The organism is Methylobacterium sp. J-030 (genome assembly GCF_022829545.1).
Taxonomy (GTDB): domain Bacteria; phylum Pseudomonadota; class Alphaproteobacteria; order Rhizobiales; family Beijerinckiaceae; genus Methylobacterium.
Map to the genome: position 1 here is coordinate 15246 of NZ_JAKSYM010000210.1, position 17292 is coordinate 32537.

At 71.3% G+C, this 17292-nt stretch carries 16 protein-coding genes; 9 read left to right on the top strand and 7 right to left on the bottom strand.

Annotation, left to right across the window (positions count from 1 at the left end; genetic code table 11):
* The first annotated feature begins 512 nt into the window (after positions 1 to 512).
* Positions 513 to 1442, top strand: coding sequence for a sugar kinase (locus MKK75_RS13790; RefSeq protein WP_244043125.1), 930 nt, complete (start codon positions 513 to 515; stop codon positions 1440 to 1442).
* Between the two features lie 128 nt (positions 1443 to 1570).
* Positions 1571 to 2362, top strand: a complete 792-nt coding sequence (locus MKK75_RS13795; protein ID WP_244043126.1) for a DUF502 domain-containing protein — start codon at positions 1571 to 1573, stop codon at positions 2360 to 2362.
* A 74-nt stretch (positions 2363 to 2436) separates the two neighbouring features.
* Here the strand turns inward: MKK75_RS13795 and cbiB are convergent, their stop codons facing one another.
* Positions 2437 to 3420: an adenosylcobinamide-phosphate synthase CbiB gene (gene cbiB / locus MKK75_RS13800; protein WP_244043127.1), complete on the bottom strand. Its 984-nt coding sequence runs from the start codon at positions 3418 to 3420 to the stop codon at positions 2437 to 2439.
* Between cbiB and cobD the strand changes: the two genes are divergently transcribed.
* The gene (cobD, locus tag MKK75_RS13805) at positions 3412 to 4431 is read left to right on the top strand and encodes a threonine-phosphate decarboxylase CobD (RefSeq protein ID WP_244043128.1); all 1020 of its coding nucleotides are present in this window, start codon (positions 3412 to 3414) and stop codon (positions 4429 to 4431) included. The two genes, cbiB and cobD, sit on opposite strands and share 9 nt — an antisense overlap.
* A 153-nt stretch (positions 4432 to 4584) precedes the next feature.
* Here the strand turns inward: cobD and MKK75_RS13810 are convergent, their stop codons facing one another.
* On the bottom strand, positions 4585 to 5751 hold the full coding sequence (locus MKK75_RS13810) for an MFS transporter (RefSeq protein WP_244043129.1): 1167 nt from the start codon (positions 5749 to 5751) through the stop codon (positions 4585 to 4587).
* A gap of 333 nt (positions 5752 to 6084) precedes the next feature.
* Here MKK75_RS13810 and MKK75_RS13815 point away from each other — a divergent pair, with 333 nt between their 5' ends.
* A complete protein-coding gene (locus tag MKK75_RS13815; protein ID WP_192709409.1) occupies positions 6085 to 6276 on the top strand; it encodes a hypothetical protein in 192 nt (63 codons plus the stop codon).
* A 257-nt stretch (positions 6277 to 6533) separates the two neighbouring features.
* Positions 6534 to 7943, top strand: coding sequence for a malonyl-CoA decarboxylase (locus tag MKK75_RS13820; protein WP_244043130.1), 1410 nt, complete (start codon positions 6534 to 6536; stop codon positions 7941 to 7943).
* 18 nt (positions 7944 to 7961) lie between these two features.
* Here the strand turns inward: MKK75_RS13820 and MKK75_RS13825 are convergent, their stop codons facing one another.
* Positions 7962 to 8537 (bottom strand): TetR/AcrR family transcriptional regulator, encoded by a 576-nt coding sequence (locus MKK75_RS13825; protein WP_244043131.1) that lies wholly within the window; start codon positions 8535 to 8537, stop codon positions 7962 to 7964.
* A 54-nt stretch (positions 8538 to 8591) separates the two neighbouring features.
* On the opposite strand from MKK75_RS13825, the gene MKK75_RS13830 reads away from it, so the two are divergent.
* Together MKK75_RS13830 and MKK75_RS13835 are read left to right on the top strand one after the other, a co-directional pair.
* Entirely contained in the window at positions 8592 to 9041 is a 450-nt protein-coding gene (locus MKK75_RS13830) for a monooxygenase family protein (RefSeq protein WP_244043132.1), read from the top strand.
* Between the two features lie 76 nt (positions 9042 to 9117).
* Entirely contained in the window at positions 9118 to 10626 is a 1509-nt protein-coding gene (locus tag MKK75_RS13835) for a malonate--CoA ligase (protein ID WP_244043133.1), read from the top strand.
* A 166-nt stretch (positions 10627 to 10792) separates the two neighbouring features.
* Here MKK75_RS13835 and MKK75_RS13840 read toward each other — a convergent pair whose 3' ends face one another.
* From MKK75_RS13840 to MKK75_RS13855, 4 genes are all read right to left on the bottom strand, one after another.
* The gene (locus tag MKK75_RS13840) at positions 10793 to 11611 is read right to left on the bottom strand and encodes a hypothetical protein (protein WP_244043134.1); all 819 of its coding nucleotides are present in this window, start codon (positions 11609 to 11611) and stop codon (positions 10793 to 10795) included.
* 109 nt (positions 11612 to 11720) lie between these two features.
* Complete coding sequence (locus MKK75_RS13845) at positions 11721 to 12092, bottom strand: DUF3618 domain-containing protein (RefSeq protein ID WP_244043135.1); 372 nt, start codon at positions 12090 to 12092, stop codon at positions 11721 to 11723.
* A 5-nt stretch (positions 12093 to 12097) separates the two neighbouring features.
* Positions 12098 to 12511, bottom strand: coding sequence for a phage holin family protein (locus MKK75_RS13850; RefSeq protein ID WP_244043136.1), 414 nt, complete (start codon positions 12509 to 12511; stop codon positions 12098 to 12100).
* Between the two features lie 4 nt (positions 12512 to 12515).
* Positions 12516 to 13049 carry a hypothetical protein gene (locus MKK75_RS13855; protein WP_244043137.1) on the bottom strand — a complete coding sequence of 178 codons (534 nt, stop codon included), beginning with the start codon at positions 13047 to 13049 and terminating at the stop codon, positions 12516 to 12518.
* A gap of 452 nt (positions 13050 to 13501) precedes the next feature.
* Between MKK75_RS13855 and MKK75_RS13860 the strand changes: the two genes are divergently transcribed.
* Both MKK75_RS13860 and glgX read left to right on the top strand, forming a co-directional pair.
* On the top strand, positions 13502 to 14926 hold the full coding sequence (locus tag MKK75_RS13860) for a trehalose-6-phosphate synthase (RefSeq protein WP_244043138.1): 1425 nt from the start codon (positions 13502 to 13504) through the stop codon (positions 14924 to 14926).
* Positions 14927 to 15093: 167 nt separating this feature from the next.
* Positions 15094 to 17214, top strand: coding sequence for a glycogen debranching protein GlgX (glgX, locus tag MKK75_RS13865; protein ID WP_244043139.1), 2121 nt, complete (start codon positions 15094 to 15096; stop codon positions 17212 to 17214).
* Positions 17215 to 17292 lie beyond the last annotated feature (78 nt).

A 17292-nucleotide genomic window follows, 5' to 3' on the forward strand; every position in this document is an offset into this window, starting at 1 on the left:
CTAAGCTGAACGTGGAAGAACATCATCGTCAAAGACATTTTACGGCATCGGCAGGCACGCAACAACAAGTATGGCGACGGGAGTCATGCCGTCAGCGCAGAGGGAGGCGATGCGGCCATTCGAAGACTCGAGACATCCCGCCCACCGATCGCTCGTCCTTGATCAGACGCCAGGACCGGCGTTTAGCCAAGCCCGCGAACACGCCGGGGCCAGCCTCATAACTCAGACCAATGCGACCTTAGCAGCTCTGAGAATCATATGGGAAACATATTCAAAATTCTTTGCTACCGGCGCGACGCGTCCGTTGAGAATTCGAAATCACCTTCACCATTCTGTTTCGCCAAATGACGACATTCGAATGAAAATCGTGCGTCATGCGGCCGGCGCTGATACAAGGCCCAACCTCGATAACGTCAGGGGGACACCTGTGTGTGCCGGTCGAACCGACCTTCGGCGGCCGACGGGTGGACCCGGCCGATGAGGACATGGATGACCGACCGGGGAGAAGCCGAATGCGTGTCGCCTGCATCGGCGAGTGTATGATCGAATTGTCTGAGCAATTCGACGGCAGCCTCGTCCGCGGCTTTGGCGGCGACACGTTGAACACCGCGCTCTACCTCGCCCGCCTCGGCGTCGCGGTCGACTACGTGACGGCGCTCGGCGACGATGCCTGGAGCGACGAGATGGCGGCAGCCTGGGGCCGCGAGGGGATCGGCCTCGGCCAGGTCCGGCGCCTGCCGGGCCGGATGCCGGGCCTCTACATCATCCGCACCGACGCGGCCGGCGAGCGCAGCTTCCACTATTGGCGCGACCAGGCCGCGGCCCGGGACCTGTTCGTCGAGCCGGGCGCGGCCGAGACCCGGGCCGCCGTGGCGACCTACGACCTCGTCTACGTTTCCGGCATCAGCCTCTCGCTCTACGGCGAAAGCGGCCGCGCGGCCCTGTTCGAGACCCTGGGGGCCCTGCGCGCCCGGGGCGGGCGCGTCGCCTTCGACACCAATTACCGGCCCCGGGGCTGGCCCGTCCGGGAGGTCGCCCAGGCGGCGTTCCGCACGGCCCTGGCGCTGGCCGATCTGATCTTCGCCTCGGTGGAGGATCTGGACTGGCTGTTCGGCGCGGCGGGCGTGGACGAGGTGCTGCGCCACCGGGGCCGGGCCGAGATCGTGCTCAAGGGCTCGACCGGCCCCGCGCCCGTCGCCCGGGTGCTGCACGGGACCTCCGACACATGGGTGCCGGCCGGGCCGGTGGCCCGGGTGGTCGACACGACGGCTGCGGGCGACAGCTTCGCGGCGGGCTATCTCGCCGCCCGCCTCGCCGGGCTGGACCCGGAGGCGGCCGCGGCCCGGGCGCACCGCCTCGCCGGCGCGGTGATCGGGCACCGCGGCGCCGTGATTCCCCGGGCGGCGATGCCGGACCTCGATCGTCCCGGGGCGCATAGCTGACCGCGGTGGTGGCCGCGCCAGCGGAAACCGGCCGCCCTTGAGACCGGCAAGCGCAGCCGCTACCTGTGCCATCGGGGGATGGCCCCGAGAGCAGGATCGCCGCGCGTCGTGCGGCCGAGAGGGTCCCCGTGGCGCCGAGTCCCCCGCCCATCCCGGTCCCCGAGCCCGACGCCCCCGCGCCCGGGGGCGCCACGCCGAAGACCCGGGTCAGCGCCCGGGGCCGGCTGCGCACCTACTTCCTCACCGGCATCATCGTGGCCGGGCCGCTGGCGATCACCGCCTACATCACGTGGTGGTTCATCGCGCTGATCGATTCCTTCGTGAAGCCCCTGGTGCCGGCGAGCTACCTGCCGGACCATTACCTGCCGTTCTCGATCCCCGGGCTCGGCCTCGTCATCGCGTTCCTGGCGGTGACGCTGCTCGGCTTCCTCACCGCCAACCTCGTCGGCCGCTCGGTGATCGAGTTCGGCGAGGTGCTGCTCGCCCGGACCCCGGTGATCTCCGGCCTCTACAAGGGGCTGCGGCAGATCTTCGAGACCCTGTTCTCGGCCAACGGCACCTCGTTCCGCACGGTCGGGCTGGTGGAGTTCCCGGTGAAGGGGACGTGGTCGGTGGTGTTCCTGTCGGCCCCGGCGGCGCCCGAGGTCGAGGGCGCGCTCCGGGCCCGGGGCGCCGCCGCGGACGAGATGGTCGGCGTGTTCCTGCCCTGCGCGCCCAACCCGACGACGGGGTTCTTCTTCTACCTGCCCCGGTCCGAGGTGGTGGAACTCGCCATCAGCGTCGACGACGCCGCCAAGCTGGTGATGTCGGCCGGCGTGATCCAGCCGGAGGATCCGCAGGGCCGGCTCAACGCCATGGCGGGATCCCTGCGGGCCGCGCACCATGCGGGTGCGGCGCAGCGGGAACCGCAGGACGCCTGAGCGGACGTCCGAGGATTCCAAAGGGCGAGCCCTTTCGAAACCGGGACTCGGGCGCTCCGCATGCCGGGCGAAGATCAGGGGGCTATCGCCAACCATAAGACGAGGAGCGCCAGCACGAGCCCGCCCTGAAGCCAGCAGGCCGTGCGGTAGAGGACCAGCGCTCGGGCGATGTCGTCGGGCGTCGCCTCGGCCCGTCCGTCGCCCATATGGGCGTCGGGCACGAGGGTACCATCGTAGACCCGCGGCCCCGCGAGCCTCAAACCGAGCGCCCCCGCCATGGCGGATTCCGGCCAGCCCGCATTGGGCGAGCGGTGCCGGCCGGCGTCCCGGGCCATCGCCCGGAGCGCCCCCCGGGCGTCGGCGCCGCGCAGGAAGGCCGCCCCGGCGATCAGCAGGCCGGCCAGCCGCGAGGCCGGGAGGTTCACGCCGTCGTCGAGCCGGGCCGCCGCCCAGCCGAAGGCTTCGTAGCGGGGCGTGCGGTGGCCGATCATGCTGTCGGCGGTGTTGATCGCCTTGTAGAGCGCGCCGCCCGGCAGGCCGAGGCAGCCGATCCAGAAGGCCGGTGCCACGATCCCGTCAGAAAAGTTCTCCGCCAGGCTCTCGATCGCGGCGCGGCAGACGGCGGGTTGGTCGAGGCGCTCGGGGTCTCGGCCCACGATCATCGCCACGGCCCGGCGCCCGGCCTCCAGGCCGCCGGTGCGCAGGGCGGTTTCCACCGCGGCGACGTGGTCGTGCAGGCTGCGCTGCGCCGGCAGGCTGGCGCAGGCGAGGCCCAGAAGGATCAGGGCGGGGAGGGGGCCGGCGAGGCCCGCGAGTGCCGTCAGGCCCAGCGCCGGCAGGCCCACCGCAACGAGCAGCAGCGCCAGGGCGAGGCAGCCCGCGAGCCGGCGCCGCCGCGCAGAGCCGCGGTTGAGGCCGCGCTCCAGGGCGGCGATCAGCCGGCCGATCCAGGTGACAGGGTGGCCGACCGCCCTGTAGAGCGCGTCCGGATAGCCGGCCGCCGCCTCGATCCCGAGGGCGAGGGCCAGCACGGCGAGCGTTTCGGGCGGATGGACCATTCGGTGTGGAGCGTTCCCGCGCGTGAGGCCGCCGTCATCGCCCATGGTGGCGATCTCGGCGGCCTGCGAAAAACCTTTCCCGACGCGCCGGAACCCTGGCTCGACCTCTCGACGGGGATCAACCCGATCCCGTATCCCGTGCCGCCGATCGAGGCCAGCGCCTGGACACGGCTCCCGGAGGCCGCCGAACTCCAGGCCCTGCGGGCGGCCGCCGCCTCGGCCTACGGCGCGCCGGATGCCGCCCATGTCGTGCCCGCCCCCGGCACCCAGATCCTGATCGAGACCCTGCCCCGGCTCCTGGCGCCGACTCGCGTCGCGGTGGTCGGACCCACATACGCCGAGCACGCCGCCGCCTGGGCACGAGCCGGGCACGCCGTGGCGGAGGTGTCAGGGCTCGACACGCTCGGCGACGCTCGGGTGGCGGTGATCGTCGATCCCAACAACCCGGACGGGCGGACTGTCCCGCTGGCCGAGCGCTGCGCCCTGGCTGAATCGCTCGGAGCCCGGGGCGGCCTGCTGGTCGCCGACGAGGCCTTCGCGGATCTCGAACCGGTGGAGAGCCTGTGCCCGCATGTCGGGCCGGGGCTCGTGGTGCTCCGCTCCTTCGGCAAGACCTATGGGCTCGCCGGCCTGCGCCTGGGCTTCGCGGTCGCCGAACCCGGGATCGCGCTCCGGATCGCCGAGGCGCTGGGACCCTGGGCCGCATCGGGGCCGGCCCTGGCGATCGGGACCGCGGCCCTGTCGGATGCCGACTGGCGCGCGGAGGCCGCCCGGGCGCGGGCGGCGGACGCGGCCCGGCTCGACCGGATGATCGTGCGGGGCAGCGGGCGGGTTGTCGGCGGCACGTGCCTGTTCCGGACCGCAGATTTCTCGGACGGGCCGGGGCTCTACCGCCGGCTGGCGGCGGCGGGCATTGCGGTGCGCCGCTTCGCGGAGCGCCCGGAGCGCCTGCGCTTCGGGTTGCCGCCCGACAAGACGGGCTGGTGCCGGCTGTCGCAGGTGCTGAAGTAGACGCGTGCGGTCCGGCCTTCGATGATCATGGATCCACAAGGTCCGGGACCTTGTGTGAATGCAGGGCACAGCCCTGCTTTCGGGCTTCGCCCGATATCGGGGCGCTGCCCCGATCGCCCGCCAAAGGGCGTAGCCCTACGGGATCCATAGGGATCAGGCAGCGCGTCCGTGCGGATCGCGTGCCGCCACGACCACCGCCAGCGCCGAGAACACCAGCCCCACGGCGCAGACCCCCGGCCAGCCGATCAGCAGAAAAGCCTGCGAGCCGGCATAGGCGCCGAGCGCCCCGAACACGAACAGGGTCGTGAACAGCACGGTGTTGATCCGCCCCCGCGCCCCCGGGACCAGGGCGTAGGCCCGGGTCTGGTTGGCGATCAGCGCGCCGTTCATGCCGATATCGATGAGCAGCACCCCGAGCGCCACGGCGATCAGCGACCACGCGCCCCCCGCCCAGAGCACCACGAAGGACAGGGCGACCAGCAGGCTGCCGCCGAGCACCACGGGCTTCGCCCCCTTCCGGTCGGTGAACCGGCCCGAGATCGGCGCCACGAAGGCCCCGCAGACGCCGATCACCCCGAACAGTCCGGCACCCGCGGCCGTGAGCCCGAAGGGCGGCCCCTCCACCAGCAGCGCGAGGGTTGCCCAGAAGGCGTTGAACGCGGCAAACAGCAGCGCCTGCGACAGGCTCGCCGTGCGCAGCACCGGCTGGCTCCGGGCGAGGTGGAGGATCGACAGCATCAGGGCGCGGTAGCGCAAAGGATGCGTCTGCACCGTCCGGGGCAGGGTCGCCCGGGCGATGCCCGCCATGGCGAGCGCCACCAGCGCGGCGATCAGGAAGACCGGCCGCCAGCCGAGATGCGCCCCCAGGAACCCGCTTGCCGTCCGGGCGAGCAGGATGCCGGTGAGCAGCCCGGTCATCACCTGCCCAACCACCCGCCCGCGGCTCGCATCGGGCGCGAGTTCCGCCGCGAACGGCACCGCCTGCTGGGCCGCGCAGGCGAGCACGCCGACGACGAGATGCGCCAGCGCCAGACTCGCGAGATTCGGGGCGAGGCCGACCGCGAGCAGCGCCACGGCGAGGCCGAGGCACTGCCCCACGATCAGGCTGCGCCGCGGCAGCGCGTCGCCGAGCGGCACCAGTCCGACGATGCCGAGACCGTAGCCGACCAGCGCCGTGGTCGGCACCCAGAGCGCGGCCCGGTCGCCGAACTCGGCCACGATCAGGCCGAGCAGCGGCTGGTTGTAGTAGATGTTGGCCACCGCCCCGCCGGCGATCAGCGTGAGGCCGAGCCGGGCCTTCGCGTCGAGGGTTGTGGTCACGGCTGCGTCGAGGGCAGGTCGGTTCGCCGCCGCGGAAGGGCCATGATCGGGTCCGTATCGTCGGGAGGGGCGGGAAATCCGAGTCGCGAGCCTCTACGGGCAGAGCGCGCCGTCCGGCAAGCTGCGGCGATGCATCCCTGCTGGGACTTGGTGCGCCCCTTCACGGGTTCCGCGATCGCACCATATGCGGCAGACACAGCGTGTAACGCCGGCCCATGGGCGGGTGTCGCGCAGCACGAGAATCCGATGTCGAGCCCGGCGGGCTCCAGGACCGGAATACGGGCGAGAGGGCGGTTTCGTTCCCTGCGGAACCGCTGGAACAGGGAGTACGGAATGCCGAACTACCGCGTCGACTTCGCCAAGGAGATCCTTGGGGTGCCGTTCACGATCGGCTCCGTCGAGATCACGCGAGCCCGCGATCCCGAGCGTGCCCGCCGCGCCGCCGAGCTTCGATTCGCCCGCCAGCACGGCGTCGGCGACTGGCGCGAGCGCGCCGATCTCGCCACTGTGGCCGAGCGGCTCTGACCGCCGAATCGTCGGTCCGTCACACGGCCTTTGCACTGCTGTTGCAAGCTCGATCTTCGCAATCCGCAGCCGGCCAAGCTCTGGCCGCGGCGGCCGCGCCGCCGTAAGATGCCGGGGAGGATCGCGGTGCCGGTCCGGCCTCCTCACCGGGGGCACCACGGCGCCGGGTCCGGTTGCGCACGCGTCCGAACGGCGAGCCGGCGTCGCGGGGCGGGACGCGCTTCGAGTCCGGGTCGGCGGGGGTCAGTGCGAGGGTCATGGCGGCGATCTCCTTCTTCGGCGACCTGCTTCAGACCATCAGCGAGCGCGGCCGCGACCTGATCGGCATCGGCCGCGGCGACCTCGCGTCCCGCGCGAATGCCGGCGACCTCGTCAGGCTGTGCGAGGATCTGATCTCCCGGCGCGGCGAGGCCTCCGGGGTGGCACTGGCCCGCCTGATCCTCGACCGCTACGCGAGCTTCGGACAGGCCGAGCGCCATGCCTTCCTGCGGGCCATCGCGCTCGATTTCGACGCCGATCACGCCGCCGTCGACGCGGCGATCGCCGCCTACCGGGCCACCCCGACGCGGGCGTGCCTCGGCACCCTGCACGAGGCGGCCGAGCCGCGCAGCCAGGAACTGATCCGCCGCCTCAACCTCGCCCGGGGCGGCACGCTCGGCCTCGTGCGGATGCGCGAGGACCTGTTCGACCTGCGCAAGGCCCTGCGCGCCGGCGAGGCCTCCGATCCCGCCCTGCTCGACGCGGTCGACAGCCTGGACAGCGACTTCGAGCACCTGTTCGCCTCGTGGTTCAACCGCGGCTTTCTGGTGCTGCGCCACATCGACTGGACCACGCCGGCCCACATCCTCGAAAAGATCATCCGCTACGAGGCGGTGCACGCCATCGCCGATTGGGACGACCTGCGTGCCCGGATCGAGCCGCCGGACCGGCGCTGCTTCGCGTTCTTCCACCCGGCGCTCGCCGACGAGCCGCTGATCTTCGTGGAGGTGGCGCTCACCGGAGAGATCGCCCCGGCCATCGCGCCGATCCTGTCGCGGGCGCGCAAGCCGCTGCAGCCACAGACGGCGACCACCGCGGTGTTCTACTCGATCTCCAATTGCCAGAAGGGGCTCGCCGGGGTGACCTTCGGCAACTTCCTGATCAAGCAGGTGGTCGAGGACCTGACCCGCGAGGTCCCGACCCTCAAGACCTTCGTGACGCTCTCGCCGGTGCCGGGCTTTGCCGCGTGGCTCACCCGGGAGCGCCGGGCCGACAGCCCGCAGGGGCTGCTCCCTGAGGATGTCGAGACCCTGCGGGCGCTGGACGAACCCGACTGGCACGCCGACAAGGCGAAGGCCGAGGCGGTGCGCAAGGCGCTGATCCCGGCCGCCGCCGCCTATTTCCTGCGCGCCAAGAACGCCCGGGGGCGCCCCCTCGACCCGGTGGCCCGGTTCCACCTCGGCAACGGTGCCCGGCTCGACCGGATCAACTTCCTCGGCGACACCTCGAAGAAGGGCCTGTCCCAGGCCCACGGCCTGATGGTGAACTACCTCTACGACCTCGCCGCGATCGAGCGGAACCACGAGACCTACGCCAATCTCGGCACGGTGGTGGCCTCTCCCGCGGTGAGCCGGGAGCTGCGCGCCAAGCTGCCGCCGCCGCGCGCCGTGGTGCTGGCCGAGGCTTAGGGTGGTGGCCCAGCCGGATCATCGGGCCTCCGCCGCCAGCCGGGCGAAGGCCAGGGTGATCCGCCGGGCCGCGTCCTCGGCGGCCTCGCCCGCGAGCGGCACCCGGCGGTCGAGGATCAACGCGGCGAGCCCGTGCACCAGGGACCACGCAGCGAGCGTCAGATCCGCGACCGCCATCCTGGAGCCCGCCAGCGTGGCCGCCCGCCGCTCGAGGATCGCGTAGGCCCGGGACCGGTCCGGTCCGCAGCCCGGCCCCATGAACATCAGCCGGAACAGGGCCGGCTGCCGGCACGCGAACGTCACGTAGGCCGCTCCCTGCGCGGCCAGTGCCTGCGCGCCGTCAGCGGAGGCGTCGGCCGCCTCCAGGGCGACGGCGAGATCCTCGAAGCCGCTCGCCGCCACCGCCTCCAGAAGCTCCTCCTTGCCGGAGAAATGGCGATAGGGCGCCATCGCCGAGACACCGCAGGTCCGTGCCGCCCCGCGCAGGGAGAGCGCCGCCGCGCCGCCGACCTCAAGCTGCGCCAGGGCCGCCGCCACCAGGGACGCCCGCAGGTCGCCGTGATGATAGCGCCTGTCGGGATCGGATGTTGACATCGTACACAACCTCGCGCATGTTTACGGCGCACACAATGCGCAGGAGACGGCGCCATGCAAGCTGCCCCCGTCCGCCGGTCCGTCGATCTCTCCACCTATCCCGACCTCGTGGTGGTCTATCTCGGCTTCCGGGTCACCCGCTGGCGCGGCCTGCTGGCTCTGATGGGGCTCGGGCGCGGCATCAGTGCCGCGATCCGGTCGCGGCCGGATGGACTGCTGGCGCACGAAAACCTGTTCTTCGGGCTCAGCCATGTCGGCATGCGTCAGTACTGGCACGATCTCGAAAGCCTGGAGCGCTTCACCCGCTCGGAGCCGCATCGCACGTGGTGGCGGGACTTCTCGAAGGACTCCAAAGGGTCCGGCTTCTGGCACGAGGCCTATTCCCGGCACGGCGCGGAGGCGATCTACATCGGCATGCCGGCGCCCACCGGCCTCGGCCTGTTCGCGCCGGAACGGGCGCCGGAGGGAGCCTTCCTGTCGTCGCGGCAGCGGCTCGCCGCGTGAAAGGGCTCGCCGGGGGGCCCCTGAGGCGGCTATGGGTGCGGGAGACACGAAGGCCCGCGACAGCCCAAGCCGCCCGATGACCAACCACCTCTTCTCCCTGATCCGGGACGGCGTGCCCGATCCCGCCAAGACCGTGATCGAGACGCCGGAGGGCCGCCGATACGCCTACGCGGAGCTGATCGCCCGCACCGGCGCCTATGCGGCGGCCCTGCGGGCGGCCGGCGTCGCCCCCGGCGACCGGGTGGCCGTGCAGGTCGAGAAGAGCCCGGAGGTGATCTTTCTGTACCTTGGCGTGGTCCGGGCCGGGGCTGTGTTCCTGCCGCTCAACACCGCCTACACCCCGGCCGAGATCGGCTACTTCCTGGGCGACGCGGAGCCCGCCGTGTTCGTCTGCGACCCGGGCCGGCGCGAGGCGCTGGCCGAGGCGTCCGCCGGCGTCCGCACGGTCTGGACGCTCGACGCCGCGGGCGGCGGCAGCGCCGCGGAGGCCGCCGACCGACAGGACGGTGATCTCGCCGACATACCTCGCGGGCCGGAGGATCTGGCCGCGATCCTCTACACCTCGGGCACGACCGGGCGCTCCAAAGGCGCCATGCTGACCCACGACAACCTAGCCTCGAATGCCCGCACGTTGGTCGACTACTGGCGCTTCTCCGCCGACGACGTGCTGATCCATGCCCTGCCGGTGTTCCACACCCATGGGCTGTTCGTGGCGACCAACACGGTGCTGGCGAGCGGCGGCTCCATGCTGTTCCTGCCCCGGCTCGACCCGAAGCTGATCCTGAGCCTGATGCCCCGGGCCACCGTACTGATGGGCGTGCCGACCTTCTATACGCGCCTCCTGAAGGAGCCGGGCCTGACACCGGAGGGGGCCAAGGGCATGCGGCTGTTCGTGTCGGGTTCGGCACCGCTGCTCGCCGAGACCCACCGGGACTGGCAGGCCCGCACCGGCCACGCCATCCTCGAACGCTACGGCATGACCGAGACCAACATGAGCACCTCGAACCCCTATGACGGCGACCGGGTCGCCGGCACGGTCGGGTTTCCGCTGCCGGGCGTGTCCCTGCGGGTGGTCGATCCGGAGGGCGGCTCGGGTCTCGGGCCGGATGCGGTCGGGATGATCGAGGTGAAGGGCCCGAACGTCTTTCAGGGCTACTGGCGCATGCCGGAGAAGACGGCGGCCGAATTCCGGGCGGACGGCTTCTTCATCACCGGCGACCTCGGCAAGGTCGATCCGCGGGGCTACGTCCACATCGTCGGGCGCGGCAAGGACCTGATCATCTCAGGGGGCTTCAACGTCTACCCGAAGGAGGTCGAGACCGAGATCGACGCGCTGCCCGGCGTGGTCGAATCCGCGGTGATCGGCCTGAGCCACCCGGATTTCGGCGAGGCGGTCACCGCCGTGGTGGTGGGCGGCCCGGGCTGCCCGGACGAGGCGGGCGTGCAGGCCGCCCTGGAGGGAAGGCTCGCCCGGTTCAAATGCCCCAAGCGCGTCCTGTTCGTCGACGAGCTGCCGCGCAACGCCATGGGCAAGGTGCAGAAGACCCTGCTCCGGGAGACGCATGCGGGGCTGTATCGGGACTGACGCTCCTCGCGTCTGGAGGACCGAGAATCCGGTCGCTCCGTCTTTGCGAGCAGAGCAAAGCAATCCAGGTAGCGCGACGCTTTCCGGCGTCGCGCTACCCTGAGTCTCTTCGCTTCGCCCGTTACGGCGGTACCGTCACATGCAACGGAGCAAGCCGGTCCCCGGATCAGAGATTATGCTGGGCCCGCTCGCTCTCCGGCGGCTTCCGGTCGTCGGGATCCACCACCTTGCGGGCGGCGGCGTTGAGGTTGTCCGGGTCGAGGGCGGTCTGGACGAACTCGCGGCCGATATTGGTGACCTCCCGGGCGTAGCGCAGGCCCTGGTCGCGGACCTCGTCGGCCCAGGGGCCGATGTTCCGGTCCTCCTGGCGGGTGCGCGGCAGCAGCGCGCCAAGCAGCAGGCCGGCGGCGACGCCGACCACGCCGACGAGAAGCGGGTTATCGTCCACGAAGCGCTCAACGGCAGTGCGGCCACGCTGCAGGCCGTCGATCCCCTGGCTGGTCAGGTTGTCGAGCGCCCGCAGGTTGCGCCTGTGGAGGTCTCCCGCACGCTCCCGCACATCGTCATAGGCCGCGGAGGCGCGGTCCCGGGCCTGATCGGCCGTGCCGCCCAACCGGTTGCTGATGTCGTCGGCGAAGCTCGAAACGGTCTGGCTGGCCTGTCCAGCAAGGTCGGCGGCGCGGTCGCCCGCCGCCCGGACGCCGTCCTTTACGCTGGAGGCCGGATCGGAGGACCGCGGAGAGCCGCCGGAGGTCCCGCCGGACGAGAGCGGCGTGCCCCCCTGCGGCAGCGGATCGTGCAGGCCGCGCGGATCGGGCCGCAGGGTGAAGTCGCCCGCCGCCGTGCCGGGCGCACCCGGATCGCCGAGGCCGGCCGGATCCGGGCGCAGGCTGGTGCCGCCGGATCCATGCGGCATACCAGCCTCGGCTGCGATCTGTTCGGGGGTGCGGGAAGGAGTGGCGGGGGCGCCGGGCTTGTCGGTCATGGCGGTGTCCTTGAATATCCGTCTCGGCTGCGCGACCCCGAGAGGCGGCGCCGTTCCTTCCGGCCTGCGGGCCGGCCTCGATGCGGTCTCGTCCGGTTCGGCCCGGTCCTCAGATCTCGGTCTTGTCGAGCAGATCGCGCGCCGGGCGGGCGGTCGGCAGATCGGGATCGTAGCCGCGGGCCGCGCCTGTATTCAGGGTGGGCACGCGCTCGGCCGCCACCTCCGTGCGGCGGCGCTGGGAATCGCGCGCCATCCGGTTGAACAGCAGGCCGACGCCCGCCGCGATCAGCAGCACCGGAACCGGATTGCGGCGCACCGCCTCCAGGGCCGAGTCGTAGGTGCTGTTGAGCGCCGGCACGCGCCGGGCGTTGCCCAGCATCTCGTCCACGAGGTTCGGCACCGAGAGCCGCCCCTGGATGCGGTCGATCGTGTCGTCGAGCCGGGCACGGCTCTCCTCGATCTCCTTCTCGAGGTCGTTCATCGTACTCATCCGGACACGCGCTCCGAGAGGGCTTGGGCGTCCTGGCGGACCTGGCGCGTGGTGCGCGTCGGGGCCAGGGTGGAGAGGGAGAGGACACTGCGCGCCCACAGGGCCATCCCGAGGGCGAGGATCAGCAGCACGCCGCCGACGATCAGGGCGGAGAGCCATTCCGACCCGACGATGGTGGCGAGCCATTTGACGAAGGCGCCGATCAGGACCAGCAGGGCGACCACGGCGAAGACCGCCGAGCCGACCATGCAGGCGAGACCGACGATGAGCTGGCGGACATTGCCCGCCATCTCGGCGCGGAACAGCGCGATCTCCTTGCGGGCGAGCTCGTTGGTCTCGCGCAGCGCATCGCCGATCAGGCTCTGGATGCTGGAAGCGCCGCTCTGGCGCGGATCAGGCCCCCCGGTCATGGCGTCAGGCCCGGAAGCTGTCGCGGGCATCGCCGTCCGGCGCCTCCGGCGGCAGGCTCGACGACTTGATGAACCGGGCGGCGATCAGACCGGCCACGAAGGTGCCGACCGCCACCGCGACCGGCGCCCGGCGGGCGAAGGATTCGGCCTCGCTGTAGAAATCGCCGAGGCTGCGGCGCTCGATCGAGGAGCCGAGCTGCTCCAGCCCGTCGGCGGCGCTGTCGAAGAAGGCGCGCACGTTCGGTTTGTCGCCGAGGTCCCGTCCGGAATTGCGGATGGTCTGGGCCAGATCGTGGACCGATTGCGCCGCGTCGGTCTTGCGCTGCTCGACGTAGCCCTGCGCCTGGAGGCGCGCCGCATCGAGGAGCCCGCGCCCGCGCTCAGCCGCCACGTCGGCCAGCCCCTCGACATCACCCTGCAGGGCCCGCCACTGCGCGCGCTCGTCGGCCGCCGAATGGAGCGCTTCGTGCGGCGCCTCATGCGCGGTCCCATGGAGCGGCTCCCTGGGCGTATCCTGCGGTAACTCGTTGCCGGCCATCTCGAAACACTCCTCGCGACGCAGGGTTGGTCGCCGCGCGCGGCGACCGCGGCCCCCGCGATGGCTGAGTAACCGACTCAGGTGTTGCCGGTTCCGGTGCCGCATGCTTCGATCCGCGTGCGGCCCGAACCGAGTCCCCGGTCCGGACGCGACTCGGGCTGCCGGTCAGTCCACGTTCAGGCACGGTCTGTCAGAACCGTCACGCTTCGACAACGGTTCTCCGGCGGCCCGCGCCGTCTCGCCCGGCGGGGCGGTGCCGGAACGGAGCCGCCGCCCTGTCCCGGAACGGAACGGGTCCGACTTGACCCGCGCCCGGCTTCACGCTTGGGTTGCCTGAGACCAACAAAGGATCGCGCAGGGTTCCCGCGCGTTCTGACATAGAGTTGAAGTCCCGATGCAGGCGCGGCGAGATCCTCGACCCGCCCCGCGCCCCTGATCCGGAGCCGACCCGCGTGGCACGCCTTGTGATCGTATCGAACCGCGTCGCCGTCCCGGAGGAGGGCGGCAAGGCGGTCGCGGCGGGTGGCCTGGCGGTCGCCGTGAAGGAGGCCTTCACCGCCTACGAGGGGCTGTGGTTCGGCTGGAGCGGCACGATCAGCGAGGAGCCCTCCGAGGAGCCGACCCTGATCGACCGGGGCCGCGTCCAGTACGCGGTGGTCGACCTCTCGCCGCAGGACCACCTCGAATATTATGCCGGCTTCGCGAATCGCGCCCTATGGCCGATCATGCATTACCGGCTGGGGCTCGGTGCCTTCTCGCGCTCGGATTATGCCGGCTACAGCCGCGTGAACCGCACCTTCGCCCGGGCGCTCGCCAAGCTGGTCGAGCCCGACGACATCATCTGGGTGCACGATTACCACCTGCTGCCGCTCGCCGCCGAACTGCGCGGCCTCGGGCTCGACAACCCGATCGGCTATTTCCATCACATCCCCTGGCCGGCCGCCGACGTGTTCAACTCGCTGCCGGCGAGCACCGAGTTGCTGCGCGCCATCGTCGATTACGACCTGATCGGCCTGCAGACCGAGGCCGACGTCCAGAACCTGCAGCGCAACCTGGTCGATACCCAGCGGGCGATCCCTCTCGGCGGCGGCTCCCTGATGGTCGACGGGCGCCGGACCCGGATCCGCGCCTTCCCGATCGGCATCGACGTGGCGGGCTTCAAGGACGCCGCCGAGAGGGCGGGGTCCAACAAGGTGGTGCGCGAGACCATGGCGGGCCTGCGCACCCGCAAGCTGCTGATCGGCGTCGACCGCCTCGATTATTCCAAGGGCGTGCCGGAGCGGATGGAGGCGGTGGAGAGCTTCTTCGCCTCGAACCCCGACCAGCGCGGCAACGTCACCTATATCCAGATCACCCCGAAATCCCGCAGCGAAGTGCCGGAATACGAGCAGCTCGCCCGCGACGTGAACGAGAAGGTCGGCGAGATCAACGGCGCGCTCGGCGACCCGGCCTGGACGCCGATCCAGTACATCACCAAGGCCTATCCGCGCCCGGTGCTGGCCGGCCTCTACCGGGCGGCCCGGGTCGGCCTCGTGACGCCGATGCGCGACGGCATGAACCTCGTCGCCAAGGAATACGTCGTCGCCCAGAGCGAGGACGATCCGGGCGTGCTGGTCCTGTCGAAATTCGCCGGCGCCGCCCGGCAATTGCCCGAGGCGCTGCTGATCAACCCCTACGACAAGTTCGAGGTGGCGGAGGCGATCCGCGCGGCGCTCTACATGCCCAGGGCCGAGCGGCTGGCGCGCTGGAAGCCGATGGTCGAGCGCATGACCCGCGAGGACGTCGATTGGTGGGCGCGCAACTTCCTGGCGGAACTCGAGAATTTCCGCACGATCGAGCGCGAGCCGCCGACCACGACCGCCGCCGCGGCCGAGTAGCCGCAGATGTCCCGGGTTTCCAAAGGGATCATCCCTTTGGCGGGGTCTCGGGGCAGAGCCCCGAGGCATCGGGCTTTGCCCTGCACCCACAAAAGGTCGAAGACCTTTTGAAACCATGACGTTGCGTGGCGATTCCCTGACCTCACGCTCACAGCGGGACCCCGCCCATGATCGCCGTCGATGACGGGGTGCCGGCGCCGCTCGGCGCGCATTTCGATGGGCGCGGCGTCAATGTCGCCCTGTTCTCCGAGCACGCCACCGCGGTCGACATCTGCCTGTTCGAGCCCGGCGAGCGGCACGAGACCCGCACGGTGCGCCTGCCCTGCCGGACCGACGACGTCTGGCACGGCTATCTGCGCGGCGTGCTGCCGGGCCAGCTCTACGGCTACCGGGTGCACGGCCCCTGGGATCCGGCCAACGGTCACCGGTTCAACCCCTCGAAGCTGGTGCTCGACCCCTATGCCCGGGAGATCCGCGGAAAGATCCGCTGGCACGACGCCCTCTACGGCCACCGCCGGGGCGGGCGCGAGGACCGGATCGACCGGCGCGACAGCGCGGTCTACATGCCGCGTTGCGTGGTCACCGCCCCCGAGGTGCCCGACCTCGCCCTCGATCCGGTGCGCCGGCCGCTCGCCGACACGGTGGTGTACGAGGCGCACGTCAAGGCGCTGACCCGCACCCATCCCGCGATCCCCGAATCCGAGCGCGGCACCTACGCGGCTCTGGCCCACCCGGCGATCATCGAGCACCTCGTCAAGCTCGGCGTGACCGCCCTGGAACTCCTGCCGATCCAGGGCTTCGTGGACGACCGCTTCCTGGTGGACAAGGGCCTCGTCAACTTCTGGGGGTATCAGCCCCTGAGTTACTTCGCCCCCGACCCCCGTTACCTGGGTGAGGGCGGGCTCGGCAGCCTGAAGGCGGCGATCCGCGAGCTCAACGCCGCCGGGATCGAGACCTGGCTCGACGTGGTCTACAACCACACCGCGGAGGGCGACCACACCGGCCCGACGCTCGCGTTCCGCGGCATCGACAACGCCAGCTACTACAAGCTCGACCCCGCCGACCGGCGCCGCACCATCGATTGCACCGGCTGCGGCAACACCTTCGACGTGAGCCACCCGCGGGTGATGCAGCTGGTGCTCGATTCCCTGCGCCACTGGGTGACGGCCTACGGGATCGCGGGCTTCCGCTTCGACCTCGCGTCGAGCCTCGGGCGCGCGCCGCTCGCCTTCACCCCGCAGGCCGCCTTCTTCCAGGCGGTGGCGCAGGATCCGGTGCTCGCCCGGGTCAAGATGGTGGCCGAGCCCTGGGACATCGGGGCGGGGGGCTACCAGCTCGGCGGCTATCCCCGCGGCTGGAGCGAGTGGAACGACAAGTTCCGCGACGCGACCCGGGGGTTCTGGAAGGGCGATTCCGGCACCCTCGCCAAGGTCACGCAGGGGCTGACCGGCTCAAGGGAGGTGTTCGCGCCCTCGCGGCGGTCACCGCTCGCCAGCGTCAACTTCATCGCGAGCCACGACGGCTATACCCTCGCCGACACGGTGTCGTACGAGGAGAAGCACAACGCGGCCAACGGCGAGGAGAACCGCGACGGCCATAACCACAACGTCAGCCGCAACTACGGCGTCGAGGGCGACACCGACGATGCGGCCATCCTGAGCGTCCGCGCCCGGCAGAAGCGCAACATGCTGGCCACCGTGATGCTGGCCCAGGGCGTGCCGATGCTGCTGATGGGCGACGAGCGCTCCCGCAGCCAGGGTGGCAACAACAACGCCTACGCCCAGGACAACCCGACGAGCTGGATGGACTGGAGCGTCGATCCAGACCCCGCGCTGTCGGGCTTCGTCGCCAACCTGCTCGCCCTGCGGCGGGCGCAAGCAGCCCTGCGGCGGCGACGCTTCTTCACCGGCACCCTGATCCATCCGGACGCGCCCCTGCGCGACGTCCACTGGCTGGCGCCCGAGGGCACCGAGATGGGGGACCGGCACTGGTCGGACGACGGGCTCCAGGCGTTCGGGATGCAGATCGGCAATGACGGCGAACCGGGGGACCGCCTGCTGATGCTGTTCAACGCCGGGGAGGGGGCTCTGACGTTCCACCTCGCCCCGGTGATCGGCGGCCCCTGGCGGCCGGTCTTCGATACGGGCGAGGCTGAGGGGGCGCTGCCGCCGGGTGCTGCGTCTTACGCGGCGGACGCAGCCGTGCCGCTGCCGGGGCGTACGGTTCTGGTGCTCACCAGCTCGGAGACGGAGGGCGGGAGCCGGGGCGGGTGGGTGCCGGGGCCGTAGGGGGCGGCATCGTTCCAGAAAAGGATCGGTGACGGCCCCACGTGCTCTCCCTCCCCCCTCTGCGGGGGAGGGTGGCCC